The 17,065-nt window shown below is 56.2% G+C and carries 15 protein-coding genes; 6 read left to right on the top strand and 9 right to left on the bottom strand.

Annotated features, from left to right (window positions below; all coding sequences use genetic code 11):
- Nucleotides 1–521: 521 nt before the first annotated feature.
- Nucleotides 522–725, bottom strand: a complete 204-nt coding sequence (locus M2320_RS16890; protein ID WP_264598278.1) for a hypothetical protein — start codon at nucleotides 723–725, stop codon at nucleotides 522–524.
- A gap of 26 nt (nucleotides 726–751) precedes the next feature.
- Nucleotides 752–1,225 (bottom strand): hypothetical protein, encoded by a 474-nt coding sequence (locus M2320_RS16885; protein ID WP_264598277.1) that lies wholly within the window; start codon nucleotides 1,223–1,225, stop codon nucleotides 752–754.
- A 302-nt stretch (nucleotides 1,226–1,527) separates the two neighbouring features.
- Here M2320_RS16885 and M2320_RS16880 point away from each other — a divergent pair, with 302 nt between their 5' ends.
- Nucleotides 1,528–6,471 carry a DEAD/DEAH box helicase gene (locus M2320_RS16880; RefSeq protein ID WP_264598276.1) on the top strand — a complete coding sequence of 1,648 codons (4,944 nt, stop codon included), beginning with the start codon at nucleotides 1,528–1,530 and terminating at the stop codon, nucleotides 6,469–6,471.
- Here the strand turns inward: M2320_RS16880 and M2320_RS16875 are convergent.
- Genes M2320_RS16875 through M2320_RS16865 form a run of 3 tightly spaced genes read right to left on the bottom strand, consistent with a single transcriptional unit; the run spans nucleotide 6,465 to nucleotide 7,901 of the window.
- Nucleotides 6,465–6,884 (bottom strand): hypothetical protein, encoded by a 420-nt coding sequence (locus tag M2320_RS16875; RefSeq protein WP_264598275.1) that lies wholly within the window; start codon nucleotides 6,882–6,884, stop codon nucleotides 6,465–6,467. The genes M2320_RS16880 and M2320_RS16875 overlap by 7 nt on opposite strands.
- A 55-nt stretch (nucleotides 6,885–6,939) precedes the next feature.
- Complete coding sequence (locus M2320_RS16870; protein WP_264598274.1) at nucleotides 6,940–7,368, bottom strand: hypothetical protein; 429 nt, start codon at nucleotides 7,366–7,368, stop codon at nucleotides 6,940–6,942.
- 11 nt (nucleotides 7,369–7,379) lie between these two features.
- Nucleotides 7,380–7,901 carry a hypothetical protein gene (locus M2320_RS16865; RefSeq protein WP_264598273.1) on the bottom strand — a complete coding sequence of 174 codons (522 nt, stop codon included), beginning with the start codon at nucleotides 7,899–7,901 and terminating at the stop codon, nucleotides 7,380–7,382.
- Nucleotides 7,902–8,007: 106 nt separating this feature from the next.
- Between M2320_RS16865 and M2320_RS16860 the strand changes: the two genes are divergently transcribed.
- A complete protein-coding gene (locus M2320_RS16860) occupies nucleotides 8,008–9,909 on the top strand; it encodes a PAS domain-containing hybrid sensor histidine kinase/response regulator (RefSeq protein WP_264598272.1) in 1,902 nt (633 codons plus the stop codon).
- 131 nt (nucleotides 9,910–10,040) lie between these two features.
- Nucleotides 10,041–10,247 (top strand): hypothetical protein, encoded by a 207-nt coding sequence (locus tag M2320_RS16855; protein ID WP_264598271.1) that lies wholly within the window; start codon nucleotides 10,041–10,043, stop codon nucleotides 10,245–10,247.
- A gap of 229 nt (nucleotides 10,248–10,476) precedes the next feature.
- Here M2320_RS16855 and M2320_RS16850 read toward each other — a convergent pair whose 3' ends face one another.
- A complete protein-coding gene (locus M2320_RS16850) occupies nucleotides 10,477–11,073 on the bottom strand; it encodes a hypothetical protein (protein ID WP_264598270.1) in 597 nt (198 codons plus the stop codon).
- A gap of 289 nt (nucleotides 11,074–11,362) precedes the next feature.
- Nucleotides 11,363–12,295, bottom strand: a complete 933-nt coding sequence (locus M2320_RS16845) for a DNA N-6-adenine-methyltransferase (RefSeq protein WP_264598269.1) — start codon at nucleotides 12,293–12,295, stop codon at nucleotides 11,363–11,365.
- Nucleotides 12,296–13,803: 1,508 nt separating this feature from the next.
- Between M2320_RS16845 and M2320_RS16840 the strand changes: the two genes are divergently transcribed.
- The 3 genes from M2320_RS16840 to M2320_RS16830 all read left to right on the top strand — a co-directional run bounded on the left by M2320_RS16840 (nucleotide 13,804) and on the right by M2320_RS16830 (nucleotide 15,601).
- Complete coding sequence (locus M2320_RS16840; protein WP_264598268.1) at nucleotides 13,804–14,298, top strand: hypothetical protein; 495 nt, start codon at nucleotides 13,804–13,806, stop codon at nucleotides 14,296–14,298.
- 69 nt (nucleotides 14,299–14,367) lie between these two features.
- On the top strand, nucleotides 14,368–14,799 hold the full coding sequence (locus M2320_RS16835; RefSeq protein ID WP_264598267.1) for a hypothetical protein: 432 nt from the start codon (nucleotides 14,368–14,370) through the stop codon (nucleotides 14,797–14,799).
- Between the two features lie 244 nt (nucleotides 14,800–15,043).
- The gene (locus M2320_RS16830) at nucleotides 15,044–15,601 is read left to right on the top strand and encodes a recombinase family protein (RefSeq protein WP_264598266.1); all 558 of its coding nucleotides are present in this window, start codon (nucleotides 15,044–15,046) and stop codon (nucleotides 15,599–15,601) included.
- Between the two features lie 86 nt (nucleotides 15,602–15,687).
- Here the strand turns inward: M2320_RS16830 and M2320_RS16825 are convergent, their stop codons facing one another.
- Nucleotides 15,688–16,536 (bottom strand): hypothetical protein, encoded by an 849-nt coding sequence (locus M2320_RS16825; RefSeq protein WP_264598265.1) that lies wholly within the window; start codon nucleotides 16,534–16,536, stop codon nucleotides 15,688–15,690.
- A gap of 21 nt (nucleotides 16,537–16,557) precedes the next feature.
- Nucleotides 16,558–16,854, bottom strand: coding sequence for a hypothetical protein (locus tag M2320_RS16820; protein WP_264598264.1), 297 nt, complete (start codon nucleotides 16,852–16,854; stop codon nucleotides 16,558–16,560).
- Nucleotides 16,855–17,065 lie beyond the last annotated feature (211 nt).

Raw genomic sequence — 17,065 nt, 5'->3', positions numbered from 1 at the left:
GGACATGCTAGGCGGCGTCATTTGCACTGTGAAGGTCGAGGCGATCGCCGCGAAATCTGCCGCAGAGCGAGTTCGACGCTGACGACTGGCCACATCTCGACGCCAGTGCGGGCGATTCGTCGCCGCCTACTCCCGTGATCGAGGCAACTTGGCCCGGATCGATTGCCCGGTCCAGACGTCCCCACATTCTGGATGCTGTCGTCGAATAGCATCGTCAAGCAAGGCTTTGGCTTCAGCCGAGCAAAATATGATGTAGCACCAGTCGTTCACGGTGGGGCTATCGCTTGCGTGTTCTCCGATCCAACTGACGGCGTCTTCGCCGTTCTGAATCGTCCATTCTTTCGCGGTCAGCCGGCATGTTTTAGAGGCGAGACGATGAAGGCAGGCGTCGACATCGCACGAACCGAGCGGTCTGGAACGCTTCTGCGAACTTCCGATCTCCTGTCTCGACAAAGAGGGCTTCAACAGCAGAGATTTCAAGCGGATACACGCCAAATGGTCGGGTTGAATCGGTCATTGCATCACGGAATGATTTCGACCGCGTGCGGGTATTTCAGCATCATCCGCACAGCATCGTTTTCAGAAACCCGAAAAATGAAGTCGCCGTAGGAACCGACCGGATCACCATGGTGAACTTTTTTCACTTGCGAGCGCGCAGGGCCAAGTTCCTGACGGATATCACCCGCGATTCCTCCGCAGGTGACAAGAATGGTGGATTTGTTCATATGAGTTATCCTTCAATGTATTGATTCTAAAAGAGAAATGGCATGGGTTCGTAGTAGCGGGGCTGGGGCGCGCTGGGCACATTCCGAGCCCCGGTTCTGGGGTTCACCGTGAGAAAAACGCCTTTCAACGATCCGCATATTGGCGCGATTGGCCCAGCCAAAAGCGTCTGGGCGACGGTTTTGGCGTCATTCTGCTCCAAGGCGCGCACATCATCGCATCCGATCAGTTCGATGATGTCATTGGAGCCAAGCCGCGCGAGACACGCGACGCCGCGAACTTTGTCCCGCCCGTCCCAGCGAGCGATCAGGCCGAAGCTTTTCCAGATCGAATGTTTCTCGCGGCGGTGATCGACAGCGTCATGAAGCCGCCGTCGGAGCAACCAGAATGGGATTCCGTTCAGCGGCGTGACGAATGATACCCAAAGCTCGGGTGCCCATGGCGCGCACCGCCCTGCAAACAACGTCGAACGGCGCCTCACCGCGTAACGCGTGCAGTTCATGCACGAAGCTTGTCTGCAAAAATGGCGGACTTTGCCCGATAGCAATGACCCACAGGGCGGTCGCTGGAATTCGTCCAACTTCATGAATCTATTTATCTAAATGGAGATTTCACCGGCCACTGCCGTGATCAGTGAGCCATACTCTGACGTCATCGAGGCCGGTGAACGCCTCAATCTGCGTAGACGCGGACTACAGCACAATATCCCCGTGCAAATCGCCAAATAGCCATGGCCGTGTTTGCCCCAACGTTATAGCCTGTCGACCAAATTTTCGACTCAGACAATTTGCCGACGGTGCCGGAATGCCGACAAATCTCCGCCAGTTACTTGAAATATATAGAAAAAACGCAGCGTCCGAGCGAGAAAAGGGCGCCTATTTCGAGCAACTGACGAAGGTCTGGCTGGAGAACGCTCCGACTCAAAAGGCGCAGTTCTCGCGCGTGCTGACCTACGCGGAATGGGCAAGGGAAAATCGGCTTGATCAGCGCGACACCGGCATCGATCTCGTCGCCCAGCTTTCCGACAGCCCTGACGACTGGTGCGCCGTCCAATGCAAATTCTACCGGGAAGGCTATCGAATCCAGAAGTCGGACATCGATAGCTTTTTCACCGCGTCCGGACGCCGTCCGTTAGTCCGCCGAATGATCGTCGACACAACCGACGCCCAATGGAGTGAACACGCCAACGCCGCTTTGGACAACCAAACCATCGACACCACGCGCGTCGGCCTAAGCGATCTGGAAGACAGCGGCATCGATTGGGCGACCTTCGCGCGTGAAAAGGTCGTGCGGCTCGTTGAAAAGAAACAGCCCCGTCCTCACCAGACCGAAGCTCTGGCGGCAGTTCAGGAAGGCTTGAAGACGGCGGATCGCGGCAAGCTGATCATGGCTTGCGGCACCGGCAAGACCTATACGGCATTGAAGATCGCGGAGGCCATGGCGGGCAAAGGCGCCCGAGTTCTGTTTCTGGTGCCCTCGCTGTCCCTGATGTCCCAGACCATCCGCGAGTGGTCGATTGATTGCGTCGTGCCGCTCCGATCCTTCGCCGTTTGCTCTGATGTTCAGGTCGGCGTCCGCAAGGCCAAGGATGGCGATCTCGCCGACATTGATGTCCACGACCTCGAAATCCCCGCCACCACGCACGGCGCGAAACTGGCGGCCAAAGCCAACGCCGCCGATCCCGATCGCATGACGGTGGTCTTTTCCACCTACCAGTCGATTCAAGCGATTCACGAAGCGCAGGCCAACTTCGGTTTGCCAGAGTTCGACCTCATCGTCTGCGACGAGGCCCACCGCACGACCGGCGTGACCCTTGAGGGCGAGGATGAGAGCAATTTCGTGCGCGTCCACAACGCCGACTACATCAAGGGCGCCAAGCGTCTCTATATGACGGCCACGCCGCGCATCTTTGGTGACGCGGTGAAGCGAACCGCGAGCGACGCCAACGCCGTCCTGTGCTCGATGGACAACCCCGCCTATTTCGGTGAGACGCTGTTCACGCGCAATTTCTCGTGGGCGGTCCAGAATGGCCTGCTGACCGATTACAAGGTCATCGTGCTGGCGGTCGACGAAGAGGCGATCAGCGCAACCCTGCAAAAGCGTCTCGCTGACGAAAACAGTGAACTGATCCTCGACGACGCGACCAAGATCGTCGGCTGTTACAAGGCTCTCACCAAGGCCGACCTCAAACCCGATGTCGCGGGCGATACCGGTCCCATGCGCCGCGCGCTGGCGTTCACGCGCGACATCAAGCGGTCGAAGCTGGTGCAGCAAGAGTTCGAACGGGTCGCCGAAGAATGGCGCGACGCGCTCGATCCGAAGATTGCCGAGGTCATACCGCTGCTGGATTGTGAAGTCGAACACGTGGACGGCAGTTTCAGCGCGCACGCCCGCAATCACCTGCTGTCATGGCTGAAGGAGGACACCGGGGAAAGCGGCCCTTGCCGGATTCTGACCAACGCGCGCTGTTTGTCTGAAGGCGTGGATGTGCCCGCGCTCGACGCCATCATGTTCCTGCATCCGCGTAAGTCGCAGATCGACGTGGTCCAATCCGTCGGGCGCGTCATGCGTCGCGCCGAAGGTAAGAAGATGGGCTACGTCATTTTGCCCGTTGGCGTTCCCGCTGGCGTCGAGCCCGAAAAGGCTCTCGACGATAATGAGAAATACAAGGTGGTCTGGCAAATACTGAACGCGTTGCGCGCCCATGACGACCGGTTCGACGCCACCATCAACAAGATCGATCTCGGCGTCGACCCCGGCGAGCGCATCGAGATTGTCGCCGTCACCAACACGTTGCCGAAGCGCGCCGCAGCTTGTGACGCTGGCTTGGACCTCGGACGTGGCAGCGCGGTCGATGTCGAGCCGGGAGATTCCATTTCGAGCGGGATCATCCCCCAAACCCAATTGACCTTCGGCTTTGACGAGTTCTCCAAAGCCATCATGGCGCGGATCGTCAAGAAATGCGGGACGCGCACATATTGGGAGGACTGGGCGACCGACGTGGCGCGGATTGCCGAGATTCACGTGACCAGAATTCGGGCGGCGGTAAGGGCGGCGGGTTCGGAGGAGAAACGCGCGTTCGAGACCTTCCTCGCCGAAATTCGCGACGATCTAAACGACAGCATCACCGAGGATGAAGCCATTGAGATGTTGGCTCAACATCTCATCACGCGCCCGGTGTTCGACGCTCTGTTCGAGGGCTACAGCTTCGCCCAGCACAATCCCGTCTCGAAGGCCCTGCAAAGCGTTCTGGACGTGCTGGACCGGCAAAACCTCGACAAGGAGGCGACGAAGCTCGACAAGTTCTATGCGTCGGTGAAAATGCGCGCGCAGGGGATCGAGGACGCCACCGCGAAACAGAAGATCGTGGTCGAGCTTTACGACAAGTTCTTCAAGGCGGCGTTCCCCAAACTGACCGCGCGACTGGGCATCGTTTACACACCGGTCGAGGTGGTGGACTTCATCATCAAGTCCGTGGATGAGGTCCTACAATCGGAGTTTGGCCAAACCCTCGGCAGCGAGGGCGTCCACATCATCGATCCGTTTGTTGGCACGGGCACATTCATCACGCGGCTGTTGCAATCGGGCCTTATCACGCCGGAGCAGATGGCGCGCAAATACCGCCACGAAATCCACGCCAACGAGATCGTGCTGCTGGCCTATTACATTGCGGCCATCAACATTGAGGCGGCCTATCACGAGCAGATGGGAGGAGCTTACGAGCCATTCCCCGGCATCTGTCTGACGGATACATTCCAGCTTTGGGAGAAAGATGACCTGATCACTGGAATAATGGCGGACAACTCGACTCGGCGAACGCGACAGAAAAAGCTTCCCATCAAGGTTATCATTGGCAATCCCCCGTATTCTGCCGGCCAGAAGAGCGCGAACGATAACGCGGCCAACGTCCGATACGATCATTTGGATCAGCGAATCCGTGAATCTTATGCCGCACAATCAAACGCGACCAACAAAAACGCTCTTTACAATAGCTACATCAGAGCAATCCGCTGGGCCAGCGACCGCTTGAGCGAAACCGGTGGCGTTATGGCGTTCGTGACTGATGGAGGATGGTTCGACGGCAGCACAATGGACGGATTGCGCAAGTGTTTGAGAAAAGAAGCAACAAGCCTTCACGTGTTCCATCTGCGCGGCAACCAGCGCACCTCCGGCGAACGATCCCGTAAAGAAGGTGGCAAAATCTTTGGCCAAGGAAGTCGCCAGCCTGTGGTTGTGATGGTGATGGTCATCAATCCGGCCTCGGACGAACGAGGCAAAGTCTGCTGGCACGACGTGGGAGACTATCTGTCGCGTGAGCAGAAGCTTGCAGCTACGGCTAAGCTCGCCAGCATCGGCGGAATAACGAGAGCCAACGGTTGGAGCATTGTCATTCCCGACGAGCACGGGGACTGGCTCAGCAAACGTGATGAAAACTTCAATGCGTTTCTGGTCCTTGGGAACAAAGAAAACGACAATTCTCAATGTATCTTTGAAAACTTCTCAAGAGGCGTTGCGACGGCGCGAGATGCGTGGGCTTACAACTACAGCCGCAAAGCGTTGACCGAGAACATGAGGTCAATGATTGCTTTTTACAACTCAGAGCTTCACCGGTTCAAAGCCACGTTCACTGATGCGACCGGAAAAAACCGGACTGCCGTCGTCGACGATTTTGTTGATACCGACACGAGCAAAATTAGTTGGAACAGAAGCTTAAAGGCGGATTTCGCAAAAGAAAGGCGTTTCGATTTCTCTGAGAAATGTTTGGTGCCAAGCCTTTATCGCCCATTCATGCGTCAGTGGCTTTACTACAACCGTGCATTTAATGATATGGTCTATCAGATGCCGCGCTTGTTCGCTATCGACGAGATAACAACGGACAATCTTCTTATTTGCGTGCCGGGCACAGGTGGAGATAAGGGCTTTTCTGCCCTTTTGGTGAATGCAATACCTGACCTTAATCTCGCCCCCGGAATGGGCGGATATCAATGTTTTCCCAGATATATTTACGACGGCCCGCCGAGCGACCGCTCAAATCAAGGACACTTGCTCGAACACCTGAATAGTCGCGCAGCAGTTCGACGCGACGCAATCACCGACGTTGGCCTCAAAGTTTTCACCGACGCCTATCCCGACGCGGCGATCACGAAGGACGATGTCTTCTACTACGTTTACGGCCTGCTGCATTCGGAGGAATATCGCGAACGCTACGCCGACAACCTGTCGAAACAATTGCCTCGCATCCCGTTGATGAAGCGCGTAGAGGATTTTCGCGCCTTTGTTGAGGCGGGCCGCCGGCTCGGCGATCTCCACGTCGATTTCGAGAGCGTCGAGCCTTACCCAGTGACGATCAAGGAAGGCGACCTACGCCTTGCCCACATCCCCGACCCGGTGGCGTATTACCGCGTCGAGAAAATGAAGTTCGCCGGCAAGCGCGGCGCGATCGACAAGACGACGGTCGTTTACAATCCCCGGATCACCATGACGGACATCCCGCTGGAAGCCTATGATTACGTCGTGAACGGCAAGCCCGCGCTGGAATGGGTCATGGAGCGGCAGTGCGTCAAAACCGACCCAGCCAGCGGCATCGTCAACGACGCCAACCGCTATGCCATCGAGACGGTCGGCGACCCGGCCTATCCGCTCATGCTGTTCTGCCGGGTGATCACGGTCAGCCTCGAAACCATGCGGATCGTGCGGAATCTGCCTGCGCTGGACATCTTGGAGCCGGGGGCGCATCTCGTTCACTGAACTGCAAGAGCGGTGAGGGGATCATCGCTTGAACGCGGCGGAGCACAAAGTCTGCTTGGCATTAGCGACGCGGCGTCGCCGGTCCCTGTCCAGACCTCTGCGTGCGGCGCGGAGAGCTTTATAGCTTTCTCGAACCGCTCTTGATGTTCCGCTGATAGAAATAGGACCCAGACCCAGTCTCGTATTTCGGCTCCACGGGCATTTTCGGCAATCCACTCGCGCGCGTCGTCGTCAGCGGACATCGTCCATTCTCGCTCGTTCAATCTGAGGATTCGCGGAAATTTGAGCCGGTAGAGGCAAGCGTCGCCGTCATTTAGAAACCTGACCGTCTGGAAGGAACCGGCGCGACTATCGCTATCATCAATCTGCGCAAGGACCATCTCGGCGAACGCGATCGACAGCGAGTAATTCATGATTGTTATATCGTTTGGGCTATACGGCACAAAACAATCTCCCACGAAATTGGGTTCAGAAAATCAACGGCATAGGCGAAGGCGCGGCTGAAGCATTTCCCGCTTTGGCGATGAACGCATCCCGCTGCTTTTGCGACGAAAATCTGATCTCGACGCATTGGGACAATCGAACGCCGGCAGAATCGCGCAGCCATTCGAGAGCAAGAACGTCGGGCACGAGCCACGCCCCATCCACGCGGCGAGCGTCGGACCAGATTTGAAGAAAGCCGGCTCTGGTCAGCCTGTCATCGAAGCGGGCCAGCCAAAACTGACATGCTCGACTGGTCGTGTCGCCGCATTGGGCGAGAATGTGTAAAGCGCGGTCCAATGATCCGGGAAACCAGAGGACAAACTCGCGGTCGCTGGGTCCAGCGGGTTGGCTGCCATTAACCCGATCCGGGTCGGGATCGTAATATCGCACGCCCTGCGTGATGTGCTCGAACACTTCCCGGTATCTCACTGGATCAGCCTCACCCGATCGCCGTGCATTTTGAAAAACGCAGCGTCCGCAAGCTCGATTTCGAGCACATAGTCGCCGAGTGGGAAGCCGTGAGGATCATCCGGCCCAATTTGTCCGACGATCTTGAACGGCTTACCCCGCCAGACGAGTTCTTGCTTGATGTCTTGCGCCAGCGCGCCGTCGCAGAGGATTTGTTGAGGGTTATTTATGACGACTTTTTGAGCGGCTTGCGCCGCGATTCTGGCCGCAGCGATCCTTTTTAACAATTCGATGCAGCGCATTCTCTGCGCGTGTGCCCCGTTTTTGGTTTGGTTTTTCATGATCGTATTTATGAAAGCTGGACACTGACCTGATGGACCCGCGACAAAACGGTTTGCCCGCGAGGGCGTGGGCGGGATCGCTTCTCGCCGTGCGCCCGTCGGGGCCGGTGCAAACACGGATTCAGAAGCAACGAACTCGCCGGGCGCGCGGGCGGGAGTGTCGCGGCAGCCGGTCACATCGAACTTGATCGAGCGCACATCGCCACAGCCGAGAAATGCGTCTCCCGTTGTTGAATTCCATGCGCTAACATGAGCGTTGCCGTGTGGGCGAGGGCATGGCGAAATTTTTCTGGAGGCTGAGTCATTGGTCGGGAAGATTACCGTTCTCGGGACTGAGGATCATCCGACAACCGCGCTCCTCAAGGCTATTGGTGATCTTTCGTCAGACGCGATCTACGCTAAAGACTTGAATGGTCGCTTTATTTACGCGAATCCGACGGTTCTCAGGGTGATCGGAAAGAGCGCGGATGATGTGCTCGGCCATACCGACGCCGATTTACACTCCGATCCGGAGCAGGCCGCTACCGTCATGGCGAACGACCGGCGCATCATGCAGACCCGCATTCCCGAGGTGATCGAGGAAATATGGGATACACCCGATCAGGGCACGCGGACGTTTCGGTCAACCAAGGCGCCGCTTTGCGTCGGTAATGGGTCGGTTATCGGCATTGTGTGCGTATCAGCCGATATCACAAGCATTAAAGCAGCCAACCAAAAGCTTGCAAGGGTATATGATACGGCTCCCGTCGGCCTTTGCTTCATTGATCGCGATTTGCGATTCGTAATGATTAACAAATATCTTGCGTCAGTTAATGGAATATCTGTTGAGGCTCATATTGGGCGCACATTAAGTGAGGTTCTGGGTGATTTTGGGCGACGACTTGAAGCTTTATACAAACAGGTCCTTGATACCGGAGAACCCATCTTTGAGCGAGAGTTTAGCACTGAGAGCCAAGAGGATGATTTTTTCTCGCGCCATTGGCTATTGAGCCTTTACCCATTCGAAGATCATGCGGGGAATATCACCGGAGTTAACGCTACGGTCAGTGAGATCACCGAACAGAAAAGAGCGGAGAATGCCCTAAAGATCGCTAAGGCCGAGGGGGACCGAGCCTTGCTCGCCCGCTCCAAGTTCTTGGCCACCGCCAGCCATGACCTGCGCCAACCTGTGCAAGCACTCGTCCTTTTGCTTGCAGTCATAAAAAACCCGAAAGCCGGAGCGGAGACGGTTGAAAAGGCCGTCGGTATGATGGAGTCCGCGCTGGTCGGGCTGCAATCGCTGCTCACCAGCATCCTCGACATCTCACGCGTTGATGCGGGCGTCGTGGCGCCACAGTTGGAGAGCGTTGCGGTGGACGGGATGCTCCGTCGCCTGTGCGACGGCTATACGCTCGAATGTGAGCAGAAGAATCTGAGGCTTCGTTGTCGTTTCCAACCTGACCTGCATGCCCGAACGGACGCCGCGCTACTTGAGCGCATCCTGCGAAATTTAATCGAAAACGCCATCCGCTACACGGATCGCGGCGGCCTGCTCATCGGCGCCCGTCAGCGCGGAGACCGAATTCGAATCGACATCGTGGACAGCGGCGTCGGCGTCCCGGCGGACAAGCTTACGCACATCTTTGAGGAGTTCTATCAGGTCGCCAATCCGGGGCGAGATCAGAGGCAAGGGCTTGGACTGGGCCTTGCCATCGTCAGCCGGCTCGTTCGCCTGATTGGGGCCGATTTGCAGGTGCGGTCTCGTGAAGGGCGGGGAACATGGTTCACGCTTACAGTGCCCATCGCTGATCCGCTCTTTGTAGTTTCCGCTCCATCAGCCGCCGCAGAGACCGTCACCGGGCGGCGCATAATGGTGATTGAGGATGATCCCAAGGTCCGTGCCGGGCTCGAATTGCTCCTTGGAAGCTGGAATTGCGAAGTTATCGGTGTCGAGTCCGGGGAGGAGGCAATCGAGGTCGGAGAACGGGAAGGTTGGCGATTTGACCTCGTGATTGCCGATCACCGCTTGGGCGCCGGGTTGTCCGGCACCGAAACCGCCATCGAGATCGCCGCGCGCGCTGGACGCACGATCCCGACGTTGATCGTTACTGGCGACACCGCACCCGAGCGGATTAGCCAAGTTTATACCAGTGGATTTGAGATGTTGCACAAGCCCGTCAATCCCCACGAGTTGGCGCGCAAATTGGCGACGTTGTTGCGAAGCTGACGACGGACCGCCGGGCCGATCCAGCCGCGATTTCTATGTCGCGCGCGCACTGATCGAAGAAAGAGTCAACGTTTGCGGAAGCGATCGGCCCATTCGGCGCGCCAGCCCGGCTTGGGGCGCAGGACTCATGCATGAGCGTTCGCTGTGAAGCCATGTCGCTGAAAGGTAAGCTCAACCTCCACAGAGGCTATACACTCGCCGTGAAAGAGCGTGTCGTGATCATCAAGGCCGAAAAGGCGATGATAAAGGCGATCACCGCCGGCTTCGGCTGCGCGGAAGAGGATGGCGGCGACATGCTTGCAGCGCGGAATCGCGGCGATGGTGCTGGTCGAGATTGAGAAGCCCGTGAAGCCCGGATCGTTACGCGAACTTTTTGGCGGAGTGGCTTACTGGTGGAGACCGTTCGGCTGAGTTCGTCACGCCCTTCCTTGCCGCCGACGCAGCCGCTTCCGCAACTGCTCCTCGCCGATGACCGGCGGGCACCTATCCACTTGGGCAAGAAACAACTAATTCTACCCGTTCTTGCCGGTCGAGTGCCTTTGAACTTAGCGCGGTATTAGAGGCGGCTCATAAGAGCATTTTGGCAATCACAGCATCAGCGTCACTCCGAAAACAAAGATATCTCGCCTTAATTGTCCATATGGTTTCACCACGCGACTCGCAGTGGTCGCTCGGAATGCCGTCTGTGAAATTCCTAAAATATATTAGTCCGCTTTTGCTAGTTCTGCTTAACTTCGCTTCTGGCCATTCTTGCTTTCTGTATGCATCCGCGTCTGATTTCTTTTCAAAAGCCTCGGAAACGTCCATGACGCCCCACGTCACGGATTTCTGTTTGTCGATTGGGCCATAATGACTGTATGATTTTTTCACGTTGGCCATCAGCAAACGTCTCTCACCGATTGAATAAGGGGGCCATTGCATCACAAGCGGACACTCAAATGTCTCAATTAGCTTTGGCCACGCAAAATTACAATCCACTGCTATGCGAGCAGGAAATATAGCATCTATTGCACGCTTTATATGCACGCCATTCCATTCAATGCTTGCGATATTTGTCGGTATGTATTTCGGAATTTCATCGAAACGATCATACTCGCCTGAAGGTCTTTTTGTATGGTATGAAAACGACATTGCACGAGCCTCGCGACAATCTATCCACTGCATGAATCTTTTCTGCAAAACGGGTATGCATCGAACTCACGCCCGAGCCGTCATGCACTCTTCGAGAATGATAGGAGAAATCGCCTCAGCAAACTATGCAACCATTATTACATCTATCGACGGCAATGTCAATGTTGTATGTAATGTTAAAGATGTTGTAATGCGGGAGCAAAAGCAACGTCAAGCATTATTTCCTGCGCATCACAGCGCATCTCCCCCATAAGACGTCCATGCGCCCCGGATCGAAAATTTTCTTGACGGACTGATTTGCGTCGATTTGCCGACAGACGGATTATGACAATAGTGAATTCTGCGAAACCGAAACAGGGCGACTCCCCGTCTCGGCAGGATGGTCCACATTCGCGGGATCGGTCGCGGTGAATTGGAAATTCCCCCACAACGAGCGGGCCGCTTGCCGCGCAAGTTCGTCGCCGAACAGAACCACGATCGAAGGCATGGGCGCGGTCACGCGCATCGGCTGACGGGTCTGGGCTGACCAGAACCGCAGACGCTTCGGCAGCACAAAGACAAGCGCGTCATGCGCCACGCTCATAAACGCGCGGCTGCCGATCGCCCGGATCGGCAGCAGCAAGACGACCCGCTTCACGTCACCAGACTTCCATGCCTGATGCGCGCGGAGCAACCACGGCGCCATGGCACTAAAAGGAGGATTTGCGAAGCAAAAATGCCCCTTCCATGGAAGGCTCAGGCCGTCTTGGTATTCATAATACGTTGTTTTCGCGTCCACAAAGCTTTTATTGTTGCCGCAAGGGTCTAGACACACTGGTCCGAAAAGTTCGCGTAGCTGATCGAGAAGGTCAGGAGGCGTCAACTGGACGTCGCGGTTTCGAACTATTGGTCCACGTCGAACCGTCTTCGGCGCGGCTTGAGGCGAAAGCGAAAACATAATCTTGGCCGCACTCGCGATGTGTGCCTCGTCACGCTCTATGCGTCTGATGGTGCCGACGCTGACGCCTGTCATCGCCGACAGTGTCCTCAAGCTGAGCCCTTGCTTGGTGCGCTCCGCTTTAATCTGGCCGCCCAGTGTCGGGGCGGCGACCAAATGCTTGAAATCAAGGCCGATCGCGGCGGCGCCGAGTTCAAAAGTCTTGAGGGTCGCCTCGTTGCGCGCTTCAAGGCGGTAAAGTTGAGCAGGAGATAGGCCGGAAAGTTCACTAACCTTCTGGCGAGACAGCCCATGGGCCTCCCGATGGGCGCGGAACATTTTTCCAAGCAATGAGCGTGTCCAGAATCGTATTGAATTTCATACGAATCTAAACACAGCCAAGGCTTCGCCGCAAGCTTCGGCCCCAGTGGTCGGGTAAGCTCCGTCCCAGCAAGCACGAGGCGAGATCACATATCCAAAGCAAATCGCGCCAATTTCTTGAAGAACGTCCGATGAATTAAGGGCGAGGATCGGCTCGATGCACGAACCGTTCAGTCTTTGATGCTTCTTTCTAAGACCGTATCCAAAAAATAACGATTGCGCTTGATTAAATATATTGACTATCGGGTTTATTGCGTGTTATAAATAGTTTATATCACATATCCGTTCAGGAATTACGGGGGTTTATTCCACCCCGAATGAGCACCGGGACATTTAGACGTAGCTGCGGCGCGTCGCCCGACCGGGAGCAATAAGGCAGACGGGCCGACATGGCGGAATTGAGACAAACTCCAAGCGCGGGTGTCTCTCTAAACGGCCCCATCGGGAGAATGACCCGGAAAGGCAATATGATAAAGAGGACGAGTCCGTCTTGATGAATTTGACGCTCGTCCCGATCCAACCGGTCGTCAAGACTGGCCCGTTGGATCGCGCTTCAATTTCCAAAGAAATTGATAACCGTTTGGTCTGATGAAGTCTACGCCAAGGCAGGAGTCGGCAATGAAAAAGGGTGTTACGCCACATTGAAAATCCGAAAAAACTCCGAACTTGAGTCTACGTGAGGCGAGGACCGGAGAGGGCCGCTACATGCTGGTATTCGGGAAACCGCCAGCCGGGTTTAAAATCCCTAAGTGGCCAAGTCGGCATTATGCGATGGGGTCAGAACCCAAGTCCATTATGAACTCTCCCCCTTTCCATTTCCATTATATTTGGTTTTGGAAGGGGGGAGAAAAGACATCGCTCCGAAATCAGATGAGAAATCAAAATGCAAATAATTATTACGACGGAATTGAACGGAATAAATTTCCGAGCAAGCGAAATGGTTTTCGAGCAACGCGAGAAAACCGTTGAGCGTGCGAAGGAAATTAGGGTTTGCCGACGCGAGCGCATGGCGCGCGACGCGCCATGTGCCGAAGCAAGGCAACCCTAAATGAATTCACCCAAATGCGCGGTTGATGGCTAAATTAATCGGATCAATTCGCCGATTCGTATGCCGCCAGATGAAAATAATGCCGCTTTGAAGCGAAAAACCTTTTGGAGCCCGTGACGGAAATGAGAACTCGATGCGGCGAGCACATGGGCGCGCACGAGTTCGACGGAGATTTCGCAACCTGATTTCGCAGGAAAGTTCGACACAAAATTGAAATGACTGATCCCTTCGAAAACGCGATATTCGAATATCGGTGAGCCATTTCTGACCGGGCCAGCGTTCCGTGGATCAACGTCCGGGCTGCGCCACATAGTGGCGCATGTCGCAAGCCATGGGTCGAGGCTGAAGCTGCAAATTCGCTTTTCACGCAGCCGAGGGAAGCTTACGCTGATAATATTTCAGCATACGGTTTGACCCCATGCGACCATCGGAACTTCGCGACGTCGTGCGGCGGCTTGATGAAAGCGGCCCTATCCATTTGAAACTTGAAGCAGACCTTCGGAAACCCGGAGCCAAGGCGCCGTGGTATTCCTCGCAGAAAGAGCATTTGGACGGTTGGTTGAAGGAATACGACGGGCCGGGCGTTTATGGCCGCGCCAACTGGTCCAATCGGTCCGCCGAGTTTATCTATAACCATTTCCAATGTGCGCCGGGACTGGTTTGGCTCGCCGAAGCCTTGGGAGTTCCAAGGGCAATTTTGGTTTCCGCCTGTGAAGATGTGAAAACCGCTGGCGCGAGGTCTGCGTCGCAATGCGGCGCCTTTCGCCGCGCCGTGCCTTGGGCCATGATTCAAGAACGCATCGCATTGGTGGCAAAGCCGGAAAGCCGATTTAAACCATCGCGACCTGCCGTCGGCTCTGGCAAACCGAAGCCTGTCGGCGGCTATGGGAAAGGCATTGCCGGGCGCAAATAGCGGGACATTGGCGACAACGGCTATGGCGCCGCCGCGTGCTGATCCGAACTGTAAGAAGGAGCCAACCCGTTGGAAGTCTGCGCGATTTCTATACGGCAGCCATGGGCTTGGGCCGTGATCTTCGGCCAGAAGAACGTCGAGAACCGCTCATCATCGGTGGCAGGACAGCTTCGTAAGCTAATCGGCCAGCGCATTGCTATTCATGCATCGTCAAACCTGACGAAGCCGGATTACGATGCATCCCTCGCATTCATGCGCAGCATCAAAGCGCGACGACCGCCCGACTTAGACAAATTGTTGCTGGGCGGCATCATTGGCACGGTGAAAGTGGAGGCGGTCGTCGCGAAATCCTATTCGCCTTGGTTTGAGGGACCGATGGGTATTGTCTTTTCAAACCCGCGCAGCGTGGATTTCATCCCTTGTCGTGGGTGGCCGGGGGTCTTTCGCCTGTCGCAGAGCAACGTCAATGCTGGCGACTGGCCACAACTCGCAGTGAACTGAGGCGGGCCTAAATGTCCTTTCGCGCCCGCCTCGTCGGGCAGGTCTCGACCCGTAGCCGCGATCGGCGCGGTTCGGCGCAAGCCATCTCGTCGAAGAGTTTCAAATCGCGCGACGGCATCCCAGCGCATCAAGTGACCCCACCACACGCGGGTAGCGTCTCAAAATTCAACAATTCTGGGACAGTTCTTCTGGCCTTGAAAATCAGCGGCTTGACTGTCTCATAATATAGTCTCATAATTGCAGCATGAAATACGGATACGCGCGCGTCTCAACCGATGGCCAATCGCTTGAATCTCAAGTCGACGAACTGCGCGCCGCCGGGTGCGAGAAGATTTTTCAGGAGAAGGTCAGCGGAGCCCGTTCTGACCGCAAGGAACTGACGAAAGCGTTGAAGGCCCTCGCGGCTAATCCGGGGTCGAGCCTGACATGCTGCCGGCTCGACAGGCTGGCCCGTTCAACGCGCGACCTGTTGAACATATTGGACGCGATCGGCAAGTCCGGCGCCGAGTTCCGCTCAATCCACGACGCTTGGTGCGATACGACCACCGCCCACGGGCGCCTGATGATCACCGTGTTGGGCGGGCTGGCGGAATTCGAGAGAAGCCTCATCGTTTCGAGAACCACTCAAGGCCGAAAGAGATATGTGGAGCGCGGCGGTCGGCTTGGCAGAAAGCCGAAACTGACCCCCGATCAGCGCGCATATGTCGCGTCCGAGCGGGCCAAGGGCGAAGGCGTCCGCCATCTCGGTCGGCTATTGGGCGTTTCCAAAGCTACGATAGCGAGGATTCCCCCGGCTGAATGAGGGGAGCATTGCCGCTCCGAACTGATTGGTTGGGCAGCGGGCACACAGCTTGTTTTGTGCTTAGATGACCGATTTCTCGGGCCGATTTAACCGTTCTTTCTCTTGAACAGGTCCGATCCAATATTCCATGCCCATTCATTTAGGAGGCTTGCGATGAATTCTGTGTCAATTCCTTCTGGAAACCCACTGCGTCTCGCAAACAATATCATTCTGGTCGCAAGGAAATGAGCATCTATTATCAAATCCTCTAATATATTCTCATCAGTGCGTTGATGATTCACATCTGGCGCAACGCTGCCTACACCGAGACCTTTCCTTTGCTCGTCGCGCGTGGCGGTAAGGTCGGATTGAATGCTCTCGACCGCATCCCGTAAGGCCAATTCATTCATTTTGCTTTCGGTAATATCGAGATGCGCAACGATCCCGCCGACTGCACGCTTGAAATCCAGTGGGTCGACTTCCATCCGGAACCACCGCTGCACGGATGGGCTGTGGCACGGGTATTCCAATGTGAAAAGTGGGGAACTGCCGTCGAGAACGGCGGAAATTCCTTCGAGAGCGGTCCGGGCATAAGAGTCGCTCGGGGCTGAAACTCGACAAACGTCAAGGTAATTGCGTCCCACATAGGCGTCAGCTTGGCCGCCGTTTTCCTTCGCGAAGGCTTGCCACTTTGAATTGCCGAGTTTTATCCAGCCCTCTCTATCGATCACCGCAATATGTGCCGGGACGGCGTGAAGCCGATCGCGATACCGTCCTTCAACCGCCTGAATCGCGCGTTCGCCGGCGCCGCTGGCCGAGTTCCGCATGCCGAGGCTCCGATCGTTTTCTTGCGTGGATTTCGGGATCGCATGACGGACCACGCGCGGTCCGTTGATCACAATGCCCGAAGGCGTGCGAAGAAAAACCCGGACGTTCAGCCGATCGTCCGGGCGCAATTTCTCCCCGACCTTGGCTGATTAACCCCCAGCCATCTCCCGAGTTCCAGTTTCAGCGCATCCACCGGCGCCGTCGAGCCGAGCCAAGGTGGCGCATATTCGATCTCGACAGACGACATGAAAATCATGCGAAGCCCATATCGCCGCCAACAGCGCACGCGCCTCCTCGACCGCCTTTACGTGGCCCGTCGACTCAAGGATTTCGATGAATTCTTGCTGCCGGGCGATGTGCTTTTGAAGGAGCGAGATGGCTTCGACCGATTGCATCAATTCTTGACGCATGATTTCGGCCCCCACGGCTTGGTTGCATTGCAGCATACAGAACTCCGAGCCGGCTTCTTTGATCCCTCCATGGCGCGACCGCGCGAGTTCTCCACGAGGGGACATCTACGGCTTGGATGACCTCCGCTACCTTTAAGCTTAAGTTGCGGGAAAGAGCTGGTCCCGGTTGTCTGAACAGTTTCCCGCGACCGATAAGTGCTTTTCTGCCGGGTTCTTTCGTCAGAGGGCGCCGGGGTGTTGGGTGTGA

This window comes from Rhodoblastus acidophilus (assembly GCF_025961575.1).
In the GTDB taxonomy this organism is placed as follows: domain Bacteria; phylum Pseudomonadota; class Alphaproteobacteria; order Rhizobiales; family Beijerinckiaceae; genus Rhodoblastus; species Rhodoblastus acidophilus_C.
Note: the sequence above shows the minus strand (reverse complement) of the source record. Positions and strands in the feature narration are given on the sequence as shown.

Bases quoted from the DNA above. Each gene is read 5' to 3' on its own strand.
- M2320_RS16890 (WP_264598278.1), bottom strand. From the start codon at position 725: ATGAACAAATCCACCATTCTTGTCACCTGCGGAGGAATCGCGGGTGAT.
- M2320_RS16850 (WP_264598270.1), bottom strand. From the start codon at position 11,073: ATGCAGTGGATAGATTGTCGCGAGGCTCGTGCAATGTCGTTTTCATAC.
- M2320_RS16845 (WP_264598269.1), bottom strand. From the start codon at position 12,295: ATGTTCCGCGCCCATCGGGAGGCCCATGGGCTGTCTCGCCAGAAGGTT.
- M2320_RS16885 (WP_264598277.1), bottom strand. From the start codon at position 1,225: ATGAACTGCACGCGTTACGCGGTGAGGCGCCGTTCGACGTTGTTTGCA.
- M2320_RS16880 (WP_264598276.1), top strand. From the start codon at position 1,528: ATGCCGACAAATCTCCGCCAGTTACTTGAAATATATAGAAAAAACGCA.
- M2320_RS16820 (WP_264598264.1), bottom strand. From the start codon at position 16,854: ATGCTGCAATGCAACCAAGCCGTGGGGGCCGAAATCATGCGTCAAGAA.
- M2320_RS16875 (WP_264598275.1), bottom strand. From the start codon at position 6,884: ATGAATTACTCGCTGTCGATCGCGTTCGCCGAGATGGTCCTTGCGCAG.
- M2320_RS16855 (WP_264598271.1), top strand. From the start codon at position 10,041: ATGAGCGTTCGCTGTGAAGCCATGTCGCTGAAAGGTAAGCTCAACCTC.
- M2320_RS16830 (WP_264598266.1), top strand. From the start codon at position 15,044: ATGAAATACGGATACGCGCGCGTCTCAACCGATGGCCAATCGCTTGAA.
- M2320_RS16840 (WP_264598268.1), top strand. From the start codon at position 13,804: ATGCGACCATCGGAACTTCGCGACGTCGTGCGGCGGCTTGATGAAAGC.